This is a genomic window from Streptomyces sp. NPDC005266, assembly GCF_040607655.1.
In the GTDB taxonomy this organism is placed as follows: domain Bacteria; phylum Actinomycetota; class Actinomycetes; order Streptomycetales; family Streptomycetaceae; genus Streptomyces.
Window position 1 is genome coordinate 547,237 of the sequence record NZ_JBEXHC010000003.1, and the last position, 17,425, is coordinate 564,661.

16 protein-coding genes are annotated in these 17,425 nt (G+C 71.9%); 8 read left to right on the forward strand and 8 right to left on the reverse strand.

Annotation, left to right across the window (positions count from 1 at the left end):
• Positions 1 to 15 precede the first annotated feature (15 nt).
• The 3 genes from ABZU99_RS08925 to ABZU99_RS08935 all read left to right on the forward strand — a co-directional run bounded on the left by ABZU99_RS08925 (position 16) and on the right by ABZU99_RS08935 (position 4,622).
• Complete coding sequence (locus ABZU99_RS08925; protein WP_356044646.1) at positions 16 to 1,824, forward strand: thiamine pyrophosphate-requiring protein; 1,809 nt, start codon at positions 16 to 18, stop codon at positions 1,822 to 1,824.
• A 138-nt stretch (positions 1,825 to 1,962) separates the two neighbouring features.
• Positions 1,963 to 2,523 carry a type 1 glutamine amidotransferase domain-containing protein gene (locus ABZU99_RS08930; RefSeq protein ID WP_355944681.1) on the forward strand — a complete coding sequence of 187 codons (561 nt, stop codon included), beginning with the start codon at positions 1,963 to 1,965 and terminating at the stop codon, positions 2,521 to 2,523.
• Entirely contained in the window at positions 2,520 to 4,622 is a 2,103-nt protein-coding gene (locus ABZU99_RS08935) for a catalase (protein ID WP_356044649.1), read from the forward strand. The genes ABZU99_RS08930 and ABZU99_RS08935 overlap by 4 nt, the downstream gene beginning before the upstream one ends.
• 304 nt (positions 4,623 to 4,926) lie before the next feature.
• On the opposite strand, the gene ABZU99_RS08940 is transcribed toward ABZU99_RS08935, so the two are convergent.
• The gene (locus ABZU99_RS08940; protein WP_355944685.1) at positions 4,927 to 5,502 is read right to left on the reverse strand and encodes a TIGR03086 family metal-binding protein; all 576 of its coding nucleotides are present in this window, start codon (positions 5,500 to 5,502) and stop codon (positions 4,927 to 4,929) included.
• A 257-nt stretch (positions 5,503 to 5,759) separates the two neighbouring features.
• Between ABZU99_RS08940 and ABZU99_RS08945 the strand changes: the two genes are divergently transcribed.
• From ABZU99_RS08945 to ABZU99_RS08960, 4 genes are all read left to right on the forward strand, one after another.
• A complete protein-coding gene (locus tag ABZU99_RS08945; RefSeq protein WP_355944687.1) occupies positions 5,760 to 6,143 on the forward strand; it encodes a DUF2795 domain-containing protein in 384 nt (127 codons plus the stop codon).
• 76 nt (positions 6,144 to 6,219) lie between these two features.
• Positions 6,220 to 6,591, forward strand: a complete 372-nt coding sequence (locus ABZU99_RS08950; protein WP_355944688.1) for a CBS domain-containing protein — start codon at positions 6,220 to 6,222, stop codon at positions 6,589 to 6,591.
• Between the two features lie 153 nt (positions 6,592 to 6,744).
• Positions 6,745 to 7,554 (forward strand): methyltransferase domain-containing protein, encoded by an 810-nt coding sequence (locus ABZU99_RS08955; RefSeq protein WP_355944690.1) that lies wholly within the window; start codon positions 6,745 to 6,747, stop codon positions 7,552 to 7,554.
• 23 nt (positions 7,555 to 7,577) lie between these two features.
• On the forward strand, positions 7,578 to 7,931 hold the full coding sequence (locus ABZU99_RS08960; protein ID WP_355944692.1) for a VOC family protein: 354 nt from the start codon (positions 7,578 to 7,580) through the stop codon (positions 7,929 to 7,931).
• A gap of 96 nt (positions 7,932 to 8,027) precedes the next feature.
• Here the strand turns inward: ABZU99_RS08960 and ABZU99_RS08965 are convergent, their stop codons facing one another.
• The 6 genes from ABZU99_RS08965 to ABZU99_RS08990 form a co-directional block, all read right to left on the reverse strand.
• A complete protein-coding gene (locus tag ABZU99_RS08965; protein ID WP_355944694.1) occupies positions 8,028 to 10,229 on the reverse strand; it encodes a DUF5107 domain-containing protein in 2,202 nt (733 codons plus the stop codon).
• A gap of 117 nt (positions 10,230 to 10,346) precedes the next feature.
• Positions 10,347 to 10,901, reverse strand: coding sequence for a GNAT family protein (locus tag ABZU99_RS08970; RefSeq protein WP_355944696.1), 555 nt, complete (start codon positions 10,899 to 10,901; stop codon positions 10,347 to 10,349).
• Positions 10,894 to 11,637: a 4'-phosphopantetheinyl transferase superfamily protein gene (locus ABZU99_RS08975; RefSeq protein WP_355944697.1), complete on the reverse strand. Its 744-nt coding sequence runs from the start codon at positions 11,635 to 11,637 to the stop codon at positions 10,894 to 10,896. The genes ABZU99_RS08970 and ABZU99_RS08975 overlap by 8 nt, the downstream gene beginning before the upstream one ends.
• Before the next feature lie 134 nt (positions 11,638 to 11,771).
• Positions 11,772 to 13,787: a prolyl oligopeptidase family serine peptidase gene (locus ABZU99_RS08980; RefSeq protein WP_355944699.1), complete on the reverse strand. Its 2,016-nt coding sequence runs from the start codon at positions 13,785 to 13,787 to the stop codon at positions 11,772 to 11,774.
• Between the two features lie 15 nt (positions 13,788 to 13,802).
• Positions 13,803 to 15,149, reverse strand: a complete 1,347-nt coding sequence (locus ABZU99_RS08985; protein WP_355944701.1) for a M20/M25/M40 family metallo-hydrolase — start codon at positions 15,147 to 15,149, stop codon at positions 13,803 to 13,805.
• Positions 15,142 to 15,975 (reverse strand): M55 family metallopeptidase, encoded by an 834-nt coding sequence (locus tag ABZU99_RS08990; protein ID WP_355944702.1) that lies wholly within the window; start codon positions 15,973 to 15,975, stop codon positions 15,142 to 15,144. The genes ABZU99_RS08985 and ABZU99_RS08990 overlap by 8 nt, the downstream gene beginning before the upstream one ends.
• Before the next feature lie 131 nt (positions 15,976 to 16,106).
• Here ABZU99_RS08990 and ABZU99_RS08995 point away from each other — a divergent pair, with 131 nt between their 5' ends.
• Positions 16,107 to 16,448 carry a DUF2795 domain-containing protein gene (locus tag ABZU99_RS08995; protein WP_355944704.1) on the forward strand — a complete coding sequence of 114 codons (342 nt, stop codon included), beginning with the start codon at positions 16,107 to 16,109 and terminating at the stop codon, positions 16,446 to 16,448.
• Positions 16,449 to 16,553: 105 nt separating this feature from the next.
• Here ABZU99_RS08995 and ABZU99_RS09000 read toward each other — a convergent pair whose 3' ends face one another.
• Positions 16,554 to 17,285: a class I SAM-dependent methyltransferase gene (locus tag ABZU99_RS09000; RefSeq protein WP_355944706.1), complete on the reverse strand. Its 732-nt coding sequence runs from the start codon at positions 17,283 to 17,285 to the stop codon at positions 16,554 to 16,556.
• Positions 17,286 to 17,425 lie beyond the last annotated feature (140 nt).

The window sequence follows — 17,425 nt, forward strand, 5'->3', positions numbered from 1 at the left end:
CCAGGAGTGACGCCCATGACCATGACCGTCGCCGACTATGTCCTCGCCCGACTGAGCGAGTGGGGCGTCGGGGATGTCTACGGATACCCCGGCGACGGGATCAACGGACTGCTCGCGGCCTGGGGACGGAGCGAGAACGAACCGCGGTTCATCCAGGCCCGGCACGAGGAGATGGCCGCCTTGGAGGCTGTCGGCTACGCCAAGTTCAGCGGCCGCCTCGGAGTCTGCGCGGCGACCTCCGGACCCGGCGCGATCCATCTGCTGAACGGCCTGTACGACGCCAAGCTCGACCATGTCCCGGTGGTGGCCCTGGTCGGCCAGACCCACCGCAGCGCGATGGGCGGCTCGTACCAGCAGGAGGTGGATCTGCACAGCCTCTTCAAGGACGTCGCCTCCGACTTCCTGGAGACGGTGACCGTCCCCGAGCAACTGCCGAACGTCCTGGACCGGGCAATCCGCACCGCCTACGCCCGCCGCGCCCCCACCGCCGTGATCATCCCGGCGGATGTCCAGGAGCTCGAGTACTCCCCGCCCACCCATGAGTTCAAGATGGTCCCCTCCAGCCTGGACCGCAGCGGCTGGTCGGCGGTGCCGTCCACCACGGCGCTGGAGCGGGCGGCGGAGGTGCTGAACGCGGGCAACCGGGTCGCCATGCTGGTCGGCCAGGGCGCCGCCGGGGCGCGCGCCGAGGTCCAGCAGGTCGCCGAGACCCTGGGCGCCGGTGTCGCCAAGGCGCTGCTCGGACTGGACGTGCTGAGCGATGAACTGCCGTATGTCACCGGGGCGATCGGGCTGCTGGGCACCCGCCCCTCGTACGAGCTGATGCGCGACTGCGACACGCTGCTGACGGTCGGCTCCAGCTTCCCGTACACACAATTCCTGCCCGAGTACGGCAAGGCGCGGGCAGTACAGATCGATCTCGATCCGCACATGATCGGGCTGCGCTATCCCTACGAGGTCAATCTGGTCGGCGACGCACGCGAGACGCTGCTGCGGCTGCTGCCGCTGCTGCACCGCAAGGAGGACCGCGACTGGCAGGAGGAGATCATCGCGGACGTCCGGCGGTGGCGCGAGGTGATGAAGCGGCGCGCCGAGCTCTCCGCCGACCCCATCAACCCCGAGTACGTGGCCCACTGCCTGGACCCCCTGCTCCCCGACGACGCCATCATCACCTGCGACTCCGGCTCCGTCGCCAACTGGTACGCCCGCCATCTGCGGATGCGCGCCCGGATCCGCGCCTCGCTGTCGGGCACGCTGGCCACGATGGGGTGCGGGGTCCCGTACGCGATCGGCGCCAAGTTCGCCCAGCCGGAGCGGCCCGTGGTGGCGCTGGTCGGGGACGGCGCGATGCAGATGAACGGGATGTCGGAGCTGATCACGGCGGCCAAGTACCGCGACGCCTGGGAGGATCCACGGCTGGTGGTCGGCGTCTGGAACAACCAGGATCTCAACCAGGTGACCTGGGAAATGCGGGCGATGGGCGGCGCGCCGCAGTTCACGCCCTCGCAGGAGATCCCCGATGTCTCCTACGCGCGGTTCGCGGAATCACTGGGCATGACCGGCATCCGGGTGGAGAAGCCCGAGCAGGTCGAACCGGCGTGGCGCGAGGCGCTGAACGCCGAGGGCCCGGCGGTGGTGGAATTCCTGACCGACCCGTCCGTACCGCCGATCCCTCCGCACGCCACCTGGGAGCAGCTGGAGTCCACGCTCGAGGCCATCATCAAGGGCGACCAGGCCCGGGCGGGCATGGTGCGGCATGGGCTGAAGGCGAAGATGCAGGAGTTCTTGCCGCACCGGTCGTCCCGCGCCCAGCGCCGTGACTGACGCGTCACGGGCCGGCCACCGTGGCTGAAGCGTCACAGAAGGTGGCAGCCGCGGTTTCGTCCTCAACCTGCTGGCTACCCGCCTCCCGGACACTCGGAGGACACCGAACGCGGATATCACCGGAAGGACGTGATCAGCATGAAGATCGCCTTTCTTGTCGCCCCGGAAGGCATTGAGCAGGTCGAACTCACCGATCCGTGGCAGGCGGTCCGCGACGCCGGCGGCACGCCCCGTCTGGTGTCCACCAAGTCCGGCCGGGTCCAGGCATTCCACCATCTCGACAAGGCCGACACCTTCGAGGTCGACCAGGAGGTGAAGGACGCGACGGTCGAGGAGTACGACGGGCTCGCCCTGCCCGGCGGGGTCGCCAACCCCGACCTGCTGCGGCTCGACAAGCGGGCCGTCGCCTTCGTCAAGGGCTTCTTCGACGCGGGCAAGCCGGTGGCCGCCATCTGCCATGCCCCCTGGACCCTGGTCGAGGCCGATGTCGTACGCGGCCGCACCCTCACCTCCTGGCCCAGCCTGCGCACCGACATCACCAACGCGGGCGGCGTCTGGGTGGACGAGCAGGTCAAGATCTGCGAAGGCGGCCCCAACACCCTGATCACCAGCCGTAAGCCTGCCGACCTCAAGGCGTTCAACGAGGCGATCGTGGACGTGTTCACCAAGGCCACGGCGACAAAGGGAGCGGCACGATGACGGATCCGGACCGCAAGCAGCGGCAGCGTGAGCAGCATCTGGCCCCGGACCCCTGCGAGGGCCCGCTGACCAGCGACCAGGCGGTGGCGATCGACCACACCGACGACTCACTCACGGTGGGCGAGCGCGGCCCGACCTTGATGGAAGACTTCCACTTCCGCGAAAAGATGACGCACTTCGACCATGAGCGCATCCCGGAGCGGGTGGTGCACGCGCGCGGCGCGGGCGCGTACGGATACTTCGAGCCGTACGAGTCCTGCGCCGAGTTCACCAAGGCCGCCTTCCTCCAGGATCCGTCCGTGCGCACCCCGGTCTTCGTGCGGTTCTCGACCGTGCAGGGCCCGCGCGGCTCGGCGGACACGGTGCGGGACGTGCGGGGCTTCGCGACGAAGTTCTACACCTCGGAGGGCAACTACGACCTGGTCGGCAACAACATGCCGGTCTTCTTCATCCAGGACGGCATCAAGTTCCCCGACTTCGTCCACGCCCTCAAGCCCGAGCCACACAACGACATACCGACGGGCGCCTCCGCGCACGACACCCTGTGGGACTTCGTCTCACTCCAGCCCGAGACCCTCCACATGATGATGTGGCTGATGTCGGACCGGGCGATTCCGCGCAGCTTCCGGATGATGCAGGGGTTCGGGGTCCACACCTTCCGCTTCGTGAACGCCCAGGGGCGGGGCACCTTCGTGAAGTTCCACTGGAAGCCGAAGCTCGGTGTGCACTCGCTGGTGTGGGACGAGGCGCAGGAGTGCGCGGGGCGGGACCCGGACTTCAACCGGCGCGATCTGTGGCAGGCGATCGAGGCGGGCGCCTACCCGGAGTACGAGCTGGGGGTCCAGCTGGTCCCGGAGGAGGACGAGTTCAACTTCGACTTCGATCTGCTGGACGCCACGAAGATCATTCCGGAGGAGCAGGTGCCGGTGCGGCCGATCGGCCGGATGGTCCTGAACCGCAACCCGGACAACTTCTTCGCCGAGACCGAGCAGGTCGCCTTCCACACCGCGAATGTGGTCCCCGGCATCGACTTCACCAACGATCCGCTGCTCCAGGCCCGCAACTTCTCCTACCTGGACACCCAGCTGATCCGGCTCGGCGGGCCCAACTTCGCCCAGATCCCGGTCAACCGGCCGGTCGCGCCGGTCCGTACCAACCATCGCGACGGCTACCACCAGACCGCGATCCACACCGGGACGAACTACTCCCCCAACTCGCTCGGCGGCGGCTGCCCGGCCCTCGCGGGGCCCGACGGCTACGCCTTCACCCACTACGCGGAGCGGGTCGACGGCCACAAGATCCGCAGGCGCAGCGAGAGCTTCAAGGACTTCTACAGCCAGGCGGCGCTGTTCTGGAACAGCATGAGCGACTGGGAGAAGCAGCACATCGTGGACGCCTTCCGCTTCGAGCTGGGCAAGGTCAACGCGATGAAGGTCCGGGAGCGTACGGTCGAGGAGCTCAGCAACGTCGACTACGGCCTGGCGACAGCGGTGGCCAAGGGCATCGGGGTCCCGAACCCCGCCCCGGGCGGCACCACCCACCAGCAGGCCTCCTCCCCCGCCCTCAGCCTGGAGAACCTCCGTGGCGAACAGACGATCCACACCCGCACCATCGCGGTACTGGTCACGGACGGCGTGGACACCGACCAGCTGAGCCAGGCCCAGGAGGCGCTCACCACCCAGGGCGCCGTCGTCGAGGCCCTCGCCCAGCACGACGGCAAGGTCCGCGGCAGCGACGGCAACGGCTACACGGTCGACCGCGCCCTGCCGACGGTCGCCTCGGTGCTCTACGATGCCGTCCTGATCCCGGGCGGCCCGGCGGGCACGCCGGACCTGTCGACCGACCCGAACGCGATGCGGTTCATCCGCGACGCGTATCTGCACGGCAAGCCGATCGGTGCGCTGGGGTCGGGCGTCGGGGTGCTGGCGTCGATAAAGCCGGATGGTCTGCGGATCGCGTCGGAGCATGCTCATGTGTGTGCGGACCAGGGAGTGGTCACGGACACCACGACGGGCTCGACGAGCGAGGAGTTCACGCGGGCGTTCACGGAGGCCATAGCGGCACACCGGCACTGGGGACGGCCACTGGTGCGGTGCTGATCACTGCCCACCACAGGGCCAGGTCCAGGGGGCTCGACCCCCTGGACCTGGCCTACGGTGCGTGGACCTGGCCTACAGCCGGGGCGCCGGGGCGCGGACCTGGCCCACAGCCGGGGCCTCGACCTGGCAAGGCCTACAGCCGGGGCCTCGACCTGGCCCACGGTGCGTGGACCTGGCCTACGGCCGGGGCGTCGACCTGGCCCACAGCCGGGGCCTCGACCCGACCTACAGCCGGGGCCTCGACCCGACCTACAGCCGGGGCAGGCCTCGACCTGGCCCACGGCCGGGGCGGAGCGCCCCCTGGTCACGGCGCGCGGCCCAGCAGGGCCAGCAGCTTGGTCTGCGCATCCGCCCCCGCCGGCGCCTCCACCGGCGCGGCGAAGAGCCCGCTCTCCTCGAGATCCGCCGCATACGGGGCCACCTCCCGCACCGAGAAGTCGACCAGCGGTTTCGGAAGGCGCTCATCGGCCCCGATGGCCCGCGACAGATCCCACGCGTGGACGGTCGCGTCGGCCGTCATCTGGGCGCAGTAGTCCGTGGCCCGGCTCTCCCCGTACGAGAGGCCGACCGTGCGCTCGAGCGCACCGGACTCCCGGAAGACGGCACGGGCGGCGTCGGCTGCCGCGTCCCAGGCGGCGACGGGGTCCTCGCCCAGCAGATCGCCTTCGAGCGCGTCGCCCTGGTCGGCGACGCTGGAGCCGTCGTGGACCAGCGGCGGCACCCACATCTGCTCGACGGTGAGGTGGTTCACCAGGTCACGGACGGTCCACTCGGTGCAGGGCGTCGGGTCGTCCCACTGGTCGGGCCCGATCGCGTGGACGCGGTCGGTGAACAGGTCGAGGGCCTCGCCATGTCTGACCAGCAGTGGATTCTCAGCCATGCGGACCGGGTACCCGGCCCCCTCGCCACTAACACGGCGCCCGGGCACCTCCGGCGTGTGCGCAGGAGTGCGCGGCGTCGGGCACGGGCCCCTGATTTCCCGCGCCGACGCCGCTCCTCACTCCCTACGGGCCGCTCGGCCACGCGTCGGGTCCCCGATCGGATGGAGGTCAAACGTGGGGGTACCCCGTGTTGATCCCGCCGTGGCGGGTACGCAAAGGGGACGAAAGACCGGACCCGCTCAGGAAGGGGACCGACATGCAGCGAGGCAGCGACCGGCTGAATGTCCACAGGGACGATGAGATGAAGCACGAGCTGCAGGGGCTGATGCGTTCAGGCCACCCGACTCGTGTCGAGGAGTGGCACGACCCGGAGCCCGCCGCCGACGACGACCCCGAGGTGTGGGCGGGGCCTGTGCCCGCCCCCGGAGTGGGCGGCGAGGCGGAGACGGTGCGCTTCGAGTTCGCCAGGCGGCTGGGGCGTACGACGTTCCCGGCGGATCGCGAGGCGATCCTGCGCGAGCTGAGGGGGCGGCACGCGCCGGACCGGCTGATCGCGCTGGCCGAGCAGCTGCCGGCGGACCGCACGTTCCACACCGTGAAGGAGGTCGTCCTGGCGCTCGGCCTGCGCCCAGGTGCGTAAAGCACGCTCCGGCGCGTAAAAAAGGCTCGCTACGGGTACTTCGGGCAGCACTCCACCCGAAGAAGGCGAGCAGAACATGCCGCGATATGTGAAGGATGTCATGACGCAGGCCGTGATCTCGGTCCGCCCCGACGCCTCGCTGGTCGAAGCCGCCCAGCTGATGCGCGCGCAGGACATTGGCGATGTGATCGTGGCCCTCGACGGGGAATTGCTCGGTGTGCTCACCGCCCGCGACATCACCCTGCGCGCGGTCGCCGAGGGTGTCGATCCGCTGGCGGTCAGCTGTCATGCGGTGTGCACCCCGGATCCGGTGACCGTCGGGCCGGACGAGGACGTGGCCGATGCGGTCGCGCTGATGCGAAGGCATGGCGTGCGGCGGCTGCCGGTCGTCGAGGCCGGGCGTCCGCTGGGCGTCGTCAGCCTGGGGGACGTCACGGCGCCGACATGAATCAGTCCGGCCTCAAGGGGGCGGTGAGAGACCTTCTCCCACCGCCCCCTTGTTCGTATATCGAGACGCCTCTCTCGCGATGCGAGATGCCCGCGTACGGTGGAGCCACTCGATCGCACGCGATCACCGGTCGGCTCGAAGGGGAGCTCCGCCATGCCGAAGGACACCGCCGTCTACACCCATGGGCACCATGAGTCGGTGCTGCGCTCACACACCTGGCGCACGGCGGAGAACTCCGCGGCCTACCTGACCGGGCACCTCAAGCCCCATATGCGGATCCTCGACATCGGCTGCGGCCCCGGCACCATCACCGCGGACCTGGCCGAGCTGGTCCCCCAGGGGCAGGTCACGGGCGTGGACAGGGAGGGCGCCGTCCTGGAGCGGGCCCGATCGTTCACGGAGGCGCGCGGGCTGACCAATGTTCGATTCGCGGTCGCCGACGTCCACGATCTGGACTTCCCGGACGACTCCTTCTGCGTGGTCCACGCCCATCAGGTACTGCAGCACGTGGGCGACCCGGTCGGGGCGCTGCGCGAGATGCGCCGGGTGTGCGCACCGGGCGGCACCGTGGCAGTGCGCGACTCCGACTACGCCACCATGACCTGGTATCCGTCCGTCGAGGGTCTGGACGGCTGGCTGGATCTGTACCGCCGGGTCGCGCGGGCCAACGGCGGTGAACCGGACGCCGGACGCCGGCTGCGCTCCTGGGCCCAGGAGGCGGGGTTCACCGACATCACCTCCAGCGCCACGGCATGGTGCTACGCCACCCCCGAGGAGCGGGCGTGGTGGAGCGGGCTGTGGGCGGACCGCACGGTCGCCTCGTCATACGCCCGCCTGGCGGTGGACGGCGGCCATGCCACGGAGGACCAGCTGCGGTCCATCGCGGACGCGTGGCGGGAGTGGGGCCGGCGGGAGGACGGTTGGTTCGCCGTCCTGCACGGTGAGATCCTCTGCCGCGTCTGAGCCGTTCAACTAGGCTCGCCAGCATGGACATTCTGGGGACTTCACTGCGGGTGTGCGTCGAGGATCTGGACTCGGCGATCGCCGTCTACGAACGACTGACCGGTGCCGAAGCGGCCCGCTTTCAGCAGGGCGGCGTCTCGGTCGCGGCGGTCGGCTGCTTCTTTCTGATGAGCGGCCCGGAGTCGGAGCTGTCGATCCTCCGCAAGATCACAGCGACGATCGCGGTGAAGGACGTGGACGAGGCGATCGCCGATCTGACGGCGGTCGGCGGGCAGATCCTCGCCGGTCCGGTGCCTGCCCCCGCCGGCCGGATGCTGGTGGCGCGCCACCCCGACGGCTCGATCTTCGAGTACGTCGACCGGAACCCCACGGCGTGACGCGCCCGTGAGAAACCCGCCCGCCCGGCGCGGCGGCGGATCCGGCTCGATCCCGGCGTGGCCATCGGGCCGGACCGCCACGGTGAGCGGTTGCCCTTACGCGGGCCGCATCCGGAACTCATAGCGCTGCGGCAGCGGATGCTCGGCCCTCGCCCGCGCCCGTACCTCCCCCGTCACCGGCTCCCCGGGCCCCGCGGCCAGCCGCTCCGCGATCGCGTACCAGGTGTCGCTCAGCGTCTCGTCGCCCTCGCGCAGATCACAGACCTCGAAGCCGTCGTCGAAGACGGCGCGGGCGGCCGGGGCGTCGCCCTGGGCCAGCAGCACCTGCGCGCGCAGCAGCCGGAAGCGACCCCGCTCACGGATCCCCGGGCGCAGCGCGTCGAGCACCGTCCGCGCGTCATCGGCGCGGTCCGCCGCGAGCAGCGCGACAATCGCCTCGCGGCCGAGCGCTGCCTCGGCCGCCTCCATCGCGCAGGGATCCGCGGCGACGGGCGGCGCGGCGAGCGAGACGGCCACCGACGCTCCGGACGCTCCGGAGGTTCCAGGCGCCCCGGCCGACCCGGCCGACCCGCCCGCACCGGCCGCACCGGCCGACCCGCCCGCACCGGCCGCTGCCAGGACCGGGACCGGGGCGGGCTCGGAGCCCATGGCCGGCATCTGCCGTACCGCGCGCAGCAGCCGCTCCGCCGCGCGCGCCGGATGGCCGGACTCCGTGTCGGCCACGGCCAGGCAGCGCAGCGCCCAGGGCGTCTCGGCGCACCGCAGCGACCGCTCCCAGCTGCGCTCGGCCTGGGCCCGGTCGCCCGCGTGCCACTGGGCGACGCCCAGGTGGTACTCGGCGGCGGCCGTGGAGGGGGCGGATTCGAGCAGATCGCGCCAGGCGGGGGCCACCAGCGATACCCCGGGGTCGGCCTGGGAGTCGCCCGGCTCCCAGCCGGGCAGTGCGCCGGTGCGCAGCAGTCGGCGCCAGGGCTCCTGCTCCTCCCCCAGCGTGGCCGGGTCGAACGGCGTGCCGGGCAGCTCATAGCCGCCGCGCTCCACCTCCAGCGCACCCCACCCGGAGCCGGTCGCAAGGCTCTCGCCCGGTTCGGCGTCGGCGCACGGGCGCCAGGCGGCGTACGCGGCGTCGACGACGGCGCGCGGCAGCGCCGCCTCCAGCCGGGACTCCGCCTCGTGCCGGGCCGCCGCCCAGTCGGTGCCGTGGACGGCGGCCGGGTCGGCGGACAGCGGCCCGTACGCCTCCAGCCAGGCGAACTCCTCCCCCGCCTCTAGCGGAACGTGCTCCAGCTGGGTGCGGGCGAGCCCGGCCTGGATCTCGGCGTACCCGCCGGTGCCGGGCTCGGTCAGCCACTGCTGCCAGCGACGGCCGCCGGGGCCCGCCCCCCACAGGAAGAGCTTGCGGCCGCACAGCAGATCGGTCGAGGTCTGGACGAGACCGCTGCCCTCCGCGTCGAGCGAGGCGATCCAGCGGCGGGCGCCGTCGGGCACCTCGTAGAAGTAGTCGGCGGGGTGGGTGGAGCGCAGCGGGTACGTACGGTCGGCACCGTCCCACTCCGGGACCGGGACCCGGCGCAGGGTGCGGCGGTAGCCGAAGTGCCAGGCCTCGTCGGCGGGGGCGAGCACCCGGGTGCCCTCGTCCTCGGGGACGGCGGTGTTGGACCACCAGTAGACGGGGGCGGGGTGGTGGTGCGGATTGCGGATCCGCACGCCCACGTGGAGGAAGGCGGAGTCGGCGGGCAGCCACAGATCGACCTGGAAGGGCAGATCGCGCAGCCGCTCCCACTCCCACAGCCGCACCATCGCGCCCCCGTCGGCCTCGTCCGGGGCGGGGACGCGGGCGGCGTGCAGCGGTGCGCAGGACAGGGTGGTGTGGCCGGTGGCGCCGATGTTCCACTCGATGCCGCCGGAGAACCAGGCGCCGTTGAGCGCGAAGTCGGCCGGCTGGAGCACCGGGTTGCGGTAGAGCAGCTCACGGCCGGTGGGCTTGTGGCGGAGCGAGTGCACCCGGCCGCCGAGCCCGGGCAGCACGGTGGCCCGCACCTGGTCGTTCTCGATGACGATCGCGTCGAGCGCGGCGGGGGTGCGGTCACGGCCGTAGCCGTCGAGCAGCCGCGTCGGCAGCACCGAGCGCAGTGGCCCATAGGCCATGCGGCGGGCCATGCCGGTGGGCAGGGTGGCCCGGGTGGCCTCGTCGACGCGGTGCGTCTCGGCCCGCGGGCACAGCGCGGGCAGGGGGTTCCCGGGCCCGAGCGGGGCGGTGGGAAGGGTCAGGGTGGTACGTCGCACACTCGTGGCCACTGGCTGCCTCGCTCCGACTGCCTTGGGTCACCTCGGCTGCGGCGACCGTCCGGTGACCATGGAACAACGTCACGGCCCCGCTGAACAGAGCGGCTTCGGCCCGATCGTGAGCCGGGGTCAGGCTTGGGCGTCCCGGGGGGCGAACATATCGCTGGTGATGGCCCAGCGCTCATGGTCGCGCCACGCCCCCTCGATATAGAGGAAGTCGGGGGAAAAGCCCTCCAGCCGGAAGCCGTGCCGCTTGACGAGGCCCAGCGACGCCTCGTTGCCGGGCTGGATGTTGACCTCGATGCGGTGCAGCGCGAGCGGTCCGAAGGCGTAGCCGAGGACAAGCCCGAGCCCCTCGGACATGTAGCCGTGCCCGGCGGCGGGCGGAAAGGCCCCGTAGCCGATCGATCCGCACTGGAAGGCGCCGCGCACAATGCTGTTGATGTTGATGAACCCGGCGAGGGCGCCGGTCTCCCGCACACAGACCAGGAAACCCTCGTGGTCCTCCCGCTCCAGCTTGGCGATGAAGCCCTCGAACGCCTGCTGGGTCGTCGGCAGGGTCATCCAGGGGCGGTGGAAGTCGACGTTCTCCCGCGCGCGCCGGGTGAACTCCTCACCGTCCTCGCGCCGGGTCCGCCGGATGGCCACGCGGGCTCCCTCGGCCACATACGGAAAGTCAGGCATTGGTCAATGATGACAGCAGAGCCAGGGCCGCCGCATAGTCATGACCGCCGGGGATCGCCTCCCGCACGGGTATGTCGGCCATCGTCCAGGCGCCGACCGGTACCGGCTCGGTGCCGGTGCCGACGTAGGCGATCGCCGGGTCCTGGGAGAGCCCCGTGCCGATGCCCTTCAGATACGCCTCCTTCCGTGTCCAGCAGCGGGCGAAGGCGGCGGGCCGGTCGGCCTCGGGCAGGGCGTGGAGCTCGGCGCGCTCCTCAGGATGCAGGCTCTCGGCGACCTGGGCGACCACGGAGGTGGGCTGCAGCCTCTCCACATCGGCGCCCACCGGGGTGCCCGCGAAAGCGAAGAGCACCAGGTCACCGGCGTGGGACAGATTGAAGTGCAGCGGGGTGCCGGGCACCGCGGGACGGCCGTGCGGACCGCCGCAGCCGGGGCATGCCTCCCGGGTGAACGGGACACCGGCGGGATCCAGGTCCAGATACCCCGCGAGCAGCTGCCGCAGCCCGATATGAGCCGCCGTGTACCGCTCCCGGTCCTCCGCCCGCAGGAACCTGGCGGCCCGCTCCTGCTCCTCGGTGTCAAGGATCTTGCCGGGTGCGCCCGGGTCCATGGCGGAGATGAACGCGGAGACGCTGAGCAGCCAGATCTCGGGCTCGCCGCCCTGCGGCCAGGCACCGGCCAAGGCAGGGGGCAGCGGTTCACGGCCGACGATGCGCGGGGCGCGTAAGGGTGTCAACTCGCTCCTCCAGGGGGGTCGGTGAGGACGGTCCGTCGTCGGTCCGTCGCCGCGCTGATCACGCTACCGGGTCCTGCCGCCACGGGGAGCGGGCCCCGGCCCATCCTTGCCGCCAGCTGGCCGGCGCCGAGGGCTCAGGTCACCAGCTCCAGGGCGGGGATGTCGTCCCTGCTCAGGCCGAAGGTCCGGGCGTACAGGGACAGCTCGGCCTCCAACGCGCGGATCATGGTGTCCGCGCGGCGGAAGCCATGGCCCTCGCCCTCGAAGGCGAGATAGGCATGGGGGACGCCGCGCCCGGAGATCGCCGCCAGGAACCGCTCGCACTGCTCGGGCGGGCAGATCGTGTCCTCCAGCCCCTGGAGCAGCAGAAACGGCACGCGGACGCGGTCGGCCCGATGCAGCGGCGAGCGCTCGCGGTAGCGGTCCGGCACCTCGGCGAGCGGGCCGACCAGCGACTCCATGTAGCGGGACTCGAAGTCATGGGTGCCGCCCGTGGCCCACGAGACGGGGTCGAGGATCGGGTAGAGGGCGGTGCCGCAGGCGTAGAGCCCGGTGGTGGTCAGGGAGACGGCCGCGGTCCAGCCGCCCGCGCTGCCGCCGCGGATCGCCAGCCGGGCGCGGTCGGCCGTGCCCTCGGCGGCGAGCGCCTCGGCGACGGCGGCGCAGTCCTCGACGTCGACGACGCCCCAGCGCTCACGCAGCCGGTTCCGGTAGGCGCGGCCGTAGCCCGTGGAGCCGCCGTAGTTGACCTCGGCGACGCCGATGCCCCGCGAGGTGAAATAGGCGATCTCCAGGTCGAGCACGAGCGGGGCACGGCCGGTGGGGCCGCCGTGCGCCCAGATCACAAAGGGCGGAAGCTCGCCGTCCGGCGCGGTGTGGTCCGGGTTGTGCGGCGGATGGACATGGGCGTGGATCTCCCGGCCGTCCGGCCCGGTGAAGACACGGGTCCGCGGGCGCGGGTAGTACGCCGGGTCGACCGGATCGGTGTGTGCGCTGCCGATGACTCGGGCGTGGCCGGTGCACACGTCCAGCTCGACCACCTCATGCCCGCTGCGGGGGCTGGCGGCGACGCCGATGACACGGGTGTCGCTCACGGCGAGCGTCGGCTCCCATTCGGTCCACGGCCCCGGAACGTCGGCCTGCTCGCCGCTCTCCGGGTCGAGGATCCCGAGCCTGGCGGCGCCCCGGCCGTGCAGCACCGCGATCAGACCGCCGGCCATCGGGGCGAACCAGCGGTGGCCGAGCTTCCACAGCGGCCCAGCGAACTCCTCCTGCCGCGGACACAGCGGCACCGGCTGCCCCGCCAGGCCCCCCGCCTCCTCCGGGCGCCCGAGCCGGTGGAGATTCCACCAGCCGCTGCGGTCGGTGGCCGCGAGCAGCGAACCGTCGGCGGCCCACTCCACCTGGGCGACCGACTCCTCCGCACCGCCCAGCACCGCACGGGCCCCGGTGAACGGCCCGTCCTGCGCCACCTCGGCCAGCATCACCACCGTGCCGTCCCAGGGCATCCGGGGGTGGTCCCAGGCGATCCAGGCGGCCCGCCGCCCGTCGGGGGAGAGCCGGGGGCCGGTGACGAAGCGGTGGCGGTCGTCGGTCAGCTCCCGCACCGCCGTGCGGTCCCCGGCGGCCGAGCCGTCCAGCGGCACGGCGGCGATCACCCGCCGCACTTCCGTGGGCCCCTCCCCCGTGAACTCCTCCAGCACACACCACACTTCACCGCGGTCCGGGTGGAGCTCCAGATCCGCCCAGCGCAGCCCCTCGCCCACCGCGGACACCGGCGTCAGCGGGCGCGGCGGCCCCGCCGCCGGGGCGTCCGGCTCATATGCGTACAGCCGCTGATCGGCGAAGTGGGTGAACACCACCAGCGGACCACCGGCCGGGCGGTCCACCGCGGCCCACGGCGTGCCCCCGTATCCCATGACCTTGCTGCGCACATTCCACGGCGGGGGCAGCACCGAGAGCTCCGAGCCGTCGGCCCGCCGCCGCATCAGGGTGCGTCGGCCGCCCTCGGCGGGGCGCGGCGCGGTCCACCACACCTCGTCGCCGACCGTGCCCACATACTCCGGGTGGCCGTCGTGCGACGCCGCGAGCGCGGCGTTGACCGGTGAGGCCCAGGCTCCATAGGGGACCGTGGCGGTCGTCCGCCCCATCTGCCGCACCATCCCTCACGCCCTCCGCAGGAAGTGGTCGAGCACCCGGACGCCGAAGTGCAGGGCGTCGACCGGCACCCGCTCGTCCACACCGTGAAAGAGCGCCTGATAGTCGAAGCCCTCCGGGAGCCGCAGCGGCGAGAAGCCGTATCCGAGGATGCCGAGGCGGGAGAACTGCTTGGCGTCCGTGCCGCCGGACATGCAGAACGGCACCACATGCCCGCCCGGGTCGAAGTGCTCGACGGCGGCGCGCATCGCCATGTAGGTCGGGGTCCCCGGCCCGACGGGGGCCTCCAGCGCGACCTCGCGGTGGTGGAACTCCCAGTCCACCTCCGGTCCGGTGAGCCGGTCGAGGGTGGTGCCGAACTCCTCCTCGCCGCCGGGCAGCATCCTGCCGTCCACATAGGCGGTGGCGCTCCCCGGGATCACATTGACCTTGTAACCGGCCTCCAGGACCGTGGGGTTGGCACTGTTGCGCACGGTCGCCTCCACGAGGGCCGCGGCGGGCCCCAGCTTGGCCAGCAGCCCGTCGAGGTCGAAGTCCGCCGCGTCCGGGTCGGCCGGGATGCCCTGGAGCGCGGCGAGCTCGGTCAGCGCCGCCTTCACCGTCGGTGTCAGCCGCATCGGCCAGCGGTGCTCGCCGATCCTGGCAATGGCGGCGGCCAGCCGGGTGACCGCGTTGTCCCGGTTGACCTTCGAGCCGTGTCCGGCCCGGCCCCGGGCGGTGAGCCTGAGCCAGGCCGTGCCGCGCTCCCCCGCCGCGATGGGGTAGAGCCGCATCCCGGGCCCGGCGTGGAAGGTGAAGGCACCCGATTCGCCGATGCCCTCGGTGCAGCCCTCGAAGAGCCCGGCGTGCTCCCCGGCGAGGAAGCCGGAGCCCGCCTCGGCGCTGTCCTCCTCGTCGGCGGTGAAGGCCAGCACGATGTCACGGCGCGGCCGCACCCCCGCCCGGGCCCAGGCCCGCACGGTCGCGAGCACCATCGCGTCCATGTTCTTCATGTCGATCGCGCCGCGGCCCCAGACCACGCCGTCGCGCACTTCCCCGGAGAAGGGGTGCACGCTCCAGTCGGCGGGCTCGGCGGGGACCACGTCGAGATGGCCGTGGACGAGCAGTGCGGGCGCGGACGGATCGGTGCCCTCGATCCGGCCGACCACATTGGTCCGCCCCGGTGACCGCTCCAGCAGGGTGGGGTCGATGTCCACATCGCTGAGCATCTCCGCCACATACTCGGCGGCCGGGCGCTCCGAGCAGTCACCGCCGCCGCGGTTGGTCGTGTCGATGGCGATCAGCTCGGAGGTGAAGCGCACCACCTCCTCCAGCGCCTGTGCGTCGATCGCTTCCGGATGGGCCGTGTCAGCCATACTGCTCCTCCACCGCGGCCGAGACGATCGTCGTGACCGCCTTGAAGCAGCGGATTCCCTCGTACATGGTCGGAGAGGTGTACGCGACGCGCCGCATGCCGCTGGGCACCACGCCCGGCACGACGCTCGCCGCCCCCGCCAGATGCTCGGCGTCGAACTCCAGCTCCACCGTGAACGGCCCGCCACTCGCGGGCTCGTGCCGCACCGCCAGCGCCGCCGCCTCCCGCGCCGCCTCCCGGATGTCGGCGGCCGTGCGGGCGGGGGTGCGGCACACCGCCGCGTAGCGCGACACATAGTCCTTGACGGCGACCGAGCGGGCCCGTGGCGCATAGCCCTTGGCGTCCACGCAGGTCCGGTCGTCGCCGGTCACCAGCACCACCGGCACCCCGTACTCGGCGACGACCAGTGCGTTGAGCCGGCCCTCGCTCGCGGGCACCCCGTCCACCCACACCCCGGTGATGGAGTTGGCCAGATAGGTGTGCGCGAGGACGCCCTCGGTGCCGGCGCCCGTGTGGTAGCCGAGGAACGCCACCCCGTCCACGTCGCCGTGCTGGACGCCCTCGACCATGCTCAGGCTCTTGTGCCGTCCGGTGAGCATCTGGGCCCGCTCGTCCAGCTCCTCCAGGAGCAGATTGCGCATGGTCCAGTGCGCCTCGTTGATGAGCACCTCGTCGGCGCCGCCGTCGAGGAACCCCGCCACAGCCGCGTTCACATCAAAGGTGAAGAGGCGGCGGCAGCGCTCCCACTGAGGTGTGCCGGGCAGCACATCAGCGGGCCAGGTCACGCCGGTGGCGCCCTCCATGTCGGCGCTGATGAGGATCTTCATGCCTCGTCACGTTACGCGCTGGGATGGGGACGAACCAGCCCTGTGGATAACTGGTCCAGTCCACATCCCGCCCCTGTTTTGCCCGGCAGGCCGTCGGGCACTCGGGGGCGGTCCCAGCAAGGGGAGGTCCCATGGCCCACACGACGGTGCAAGAAGTGCTCGATGCCCTGCGGGATGTCGATTTCCCGGCAGGCAAGGACGAACTGATGAACGCGGCCAAGAAAGCGGGAGCCTCCGAGGAGGTCGTCAAGGCGCTGCGCGGCATTCCCCCGGAGGAATACGCGAACCGCGAGGAGGTGGCCCGGTCCGTGCGCGTGGACCCCGACTCGGATCTCGGGTACAGCCCCGGGCAGCGCGGAGAACAGGCACGCCGGGGCGGCAGACCGGGGCAGTCAGAGCGCCTGCGCGAGGTCCCCGAGCCCCCGGTGGACGAGGAAAAGGAGCGCGACCGCCGACCGCCCCCTCAGTTCTAGGCCCCTAAGCGGTTACGGCGAAGTCAAGTGCTGATCCTTCTCGGCGTCCAAGCCCTCGGCCAGGCCGAACGGCGAGGGATCAGCGGCGAACTTCACCGCATCCGCTTAAGGCCCCTGGACCCGGCGCACCACGAACCACCGGGCCGGCAGCTCGACCCGTGAGCCGTCCGCCCAGCGCTCGGTCTGGGCCAGCGCCGTGGGCCCCTCCTCCAGGACCTCCAGCCCCGCGGCCGCCAGCACCTCGGGCATCTCCGTGTCCGCGGCGTCGGCGGGCCGCAGCCCGTGGTCGAAGACCCGGCGCAGCTTCGGCGGCGGACCGTCCGGTCCCTGGGCAGCCAGCTCGCCCAGCACCTTCCTGGTCTCCTCCGTCAGCTCCACCACGAAGGCCCGGCCGCGCTGCCCCACCAGCTCCGTCACCGCTTCCGCGACCGCCCGCCGGTCGCAGGCGTCACTTTGATGGATGACGGCCCGCATATAGACATTGACGTCGCCCAGCCGCTCGTGCAGCTCCCGCACCGCCGCCGCGTCGGTCAGACTCAGCTGCTGGAACTCCGCCACGCCCTCGGTGTCGGCGCGCCGTGCGTGCTCCACCGCCGCGCTGGACAGATCGACGCCCAGCGCCCGGTCGAAGCGGGACGCCAGATAGCGGGTCTGGGTGCCGTTGCCACAGCCCAGATCGACGATCGGCAGGGAGGGGTCCACATGGGGGGCCAGCAGCTCCACATCCGGGGCGGCGGTCAGCGAGGGATCCGCGTCCCAGATGGCCTCCCCGGGGGTGTCCGAGGTGTTCCGCCAGTAGCTCTCCCACGCTTGTCGGTAGCGCTCCGACACGCTCATCGCCGCTCCCCAGAGGTTGACAGGCCGTCACGGCCACCATGCCGACTAGTGCCGCGTCAGCCAAGGTTTGCCCGGTAGCGAGGCGTCCTGGTGCGGTCAGCTGCAAGGCGCCGGATCGGCCTCGTAGTGGGCCTACTCGG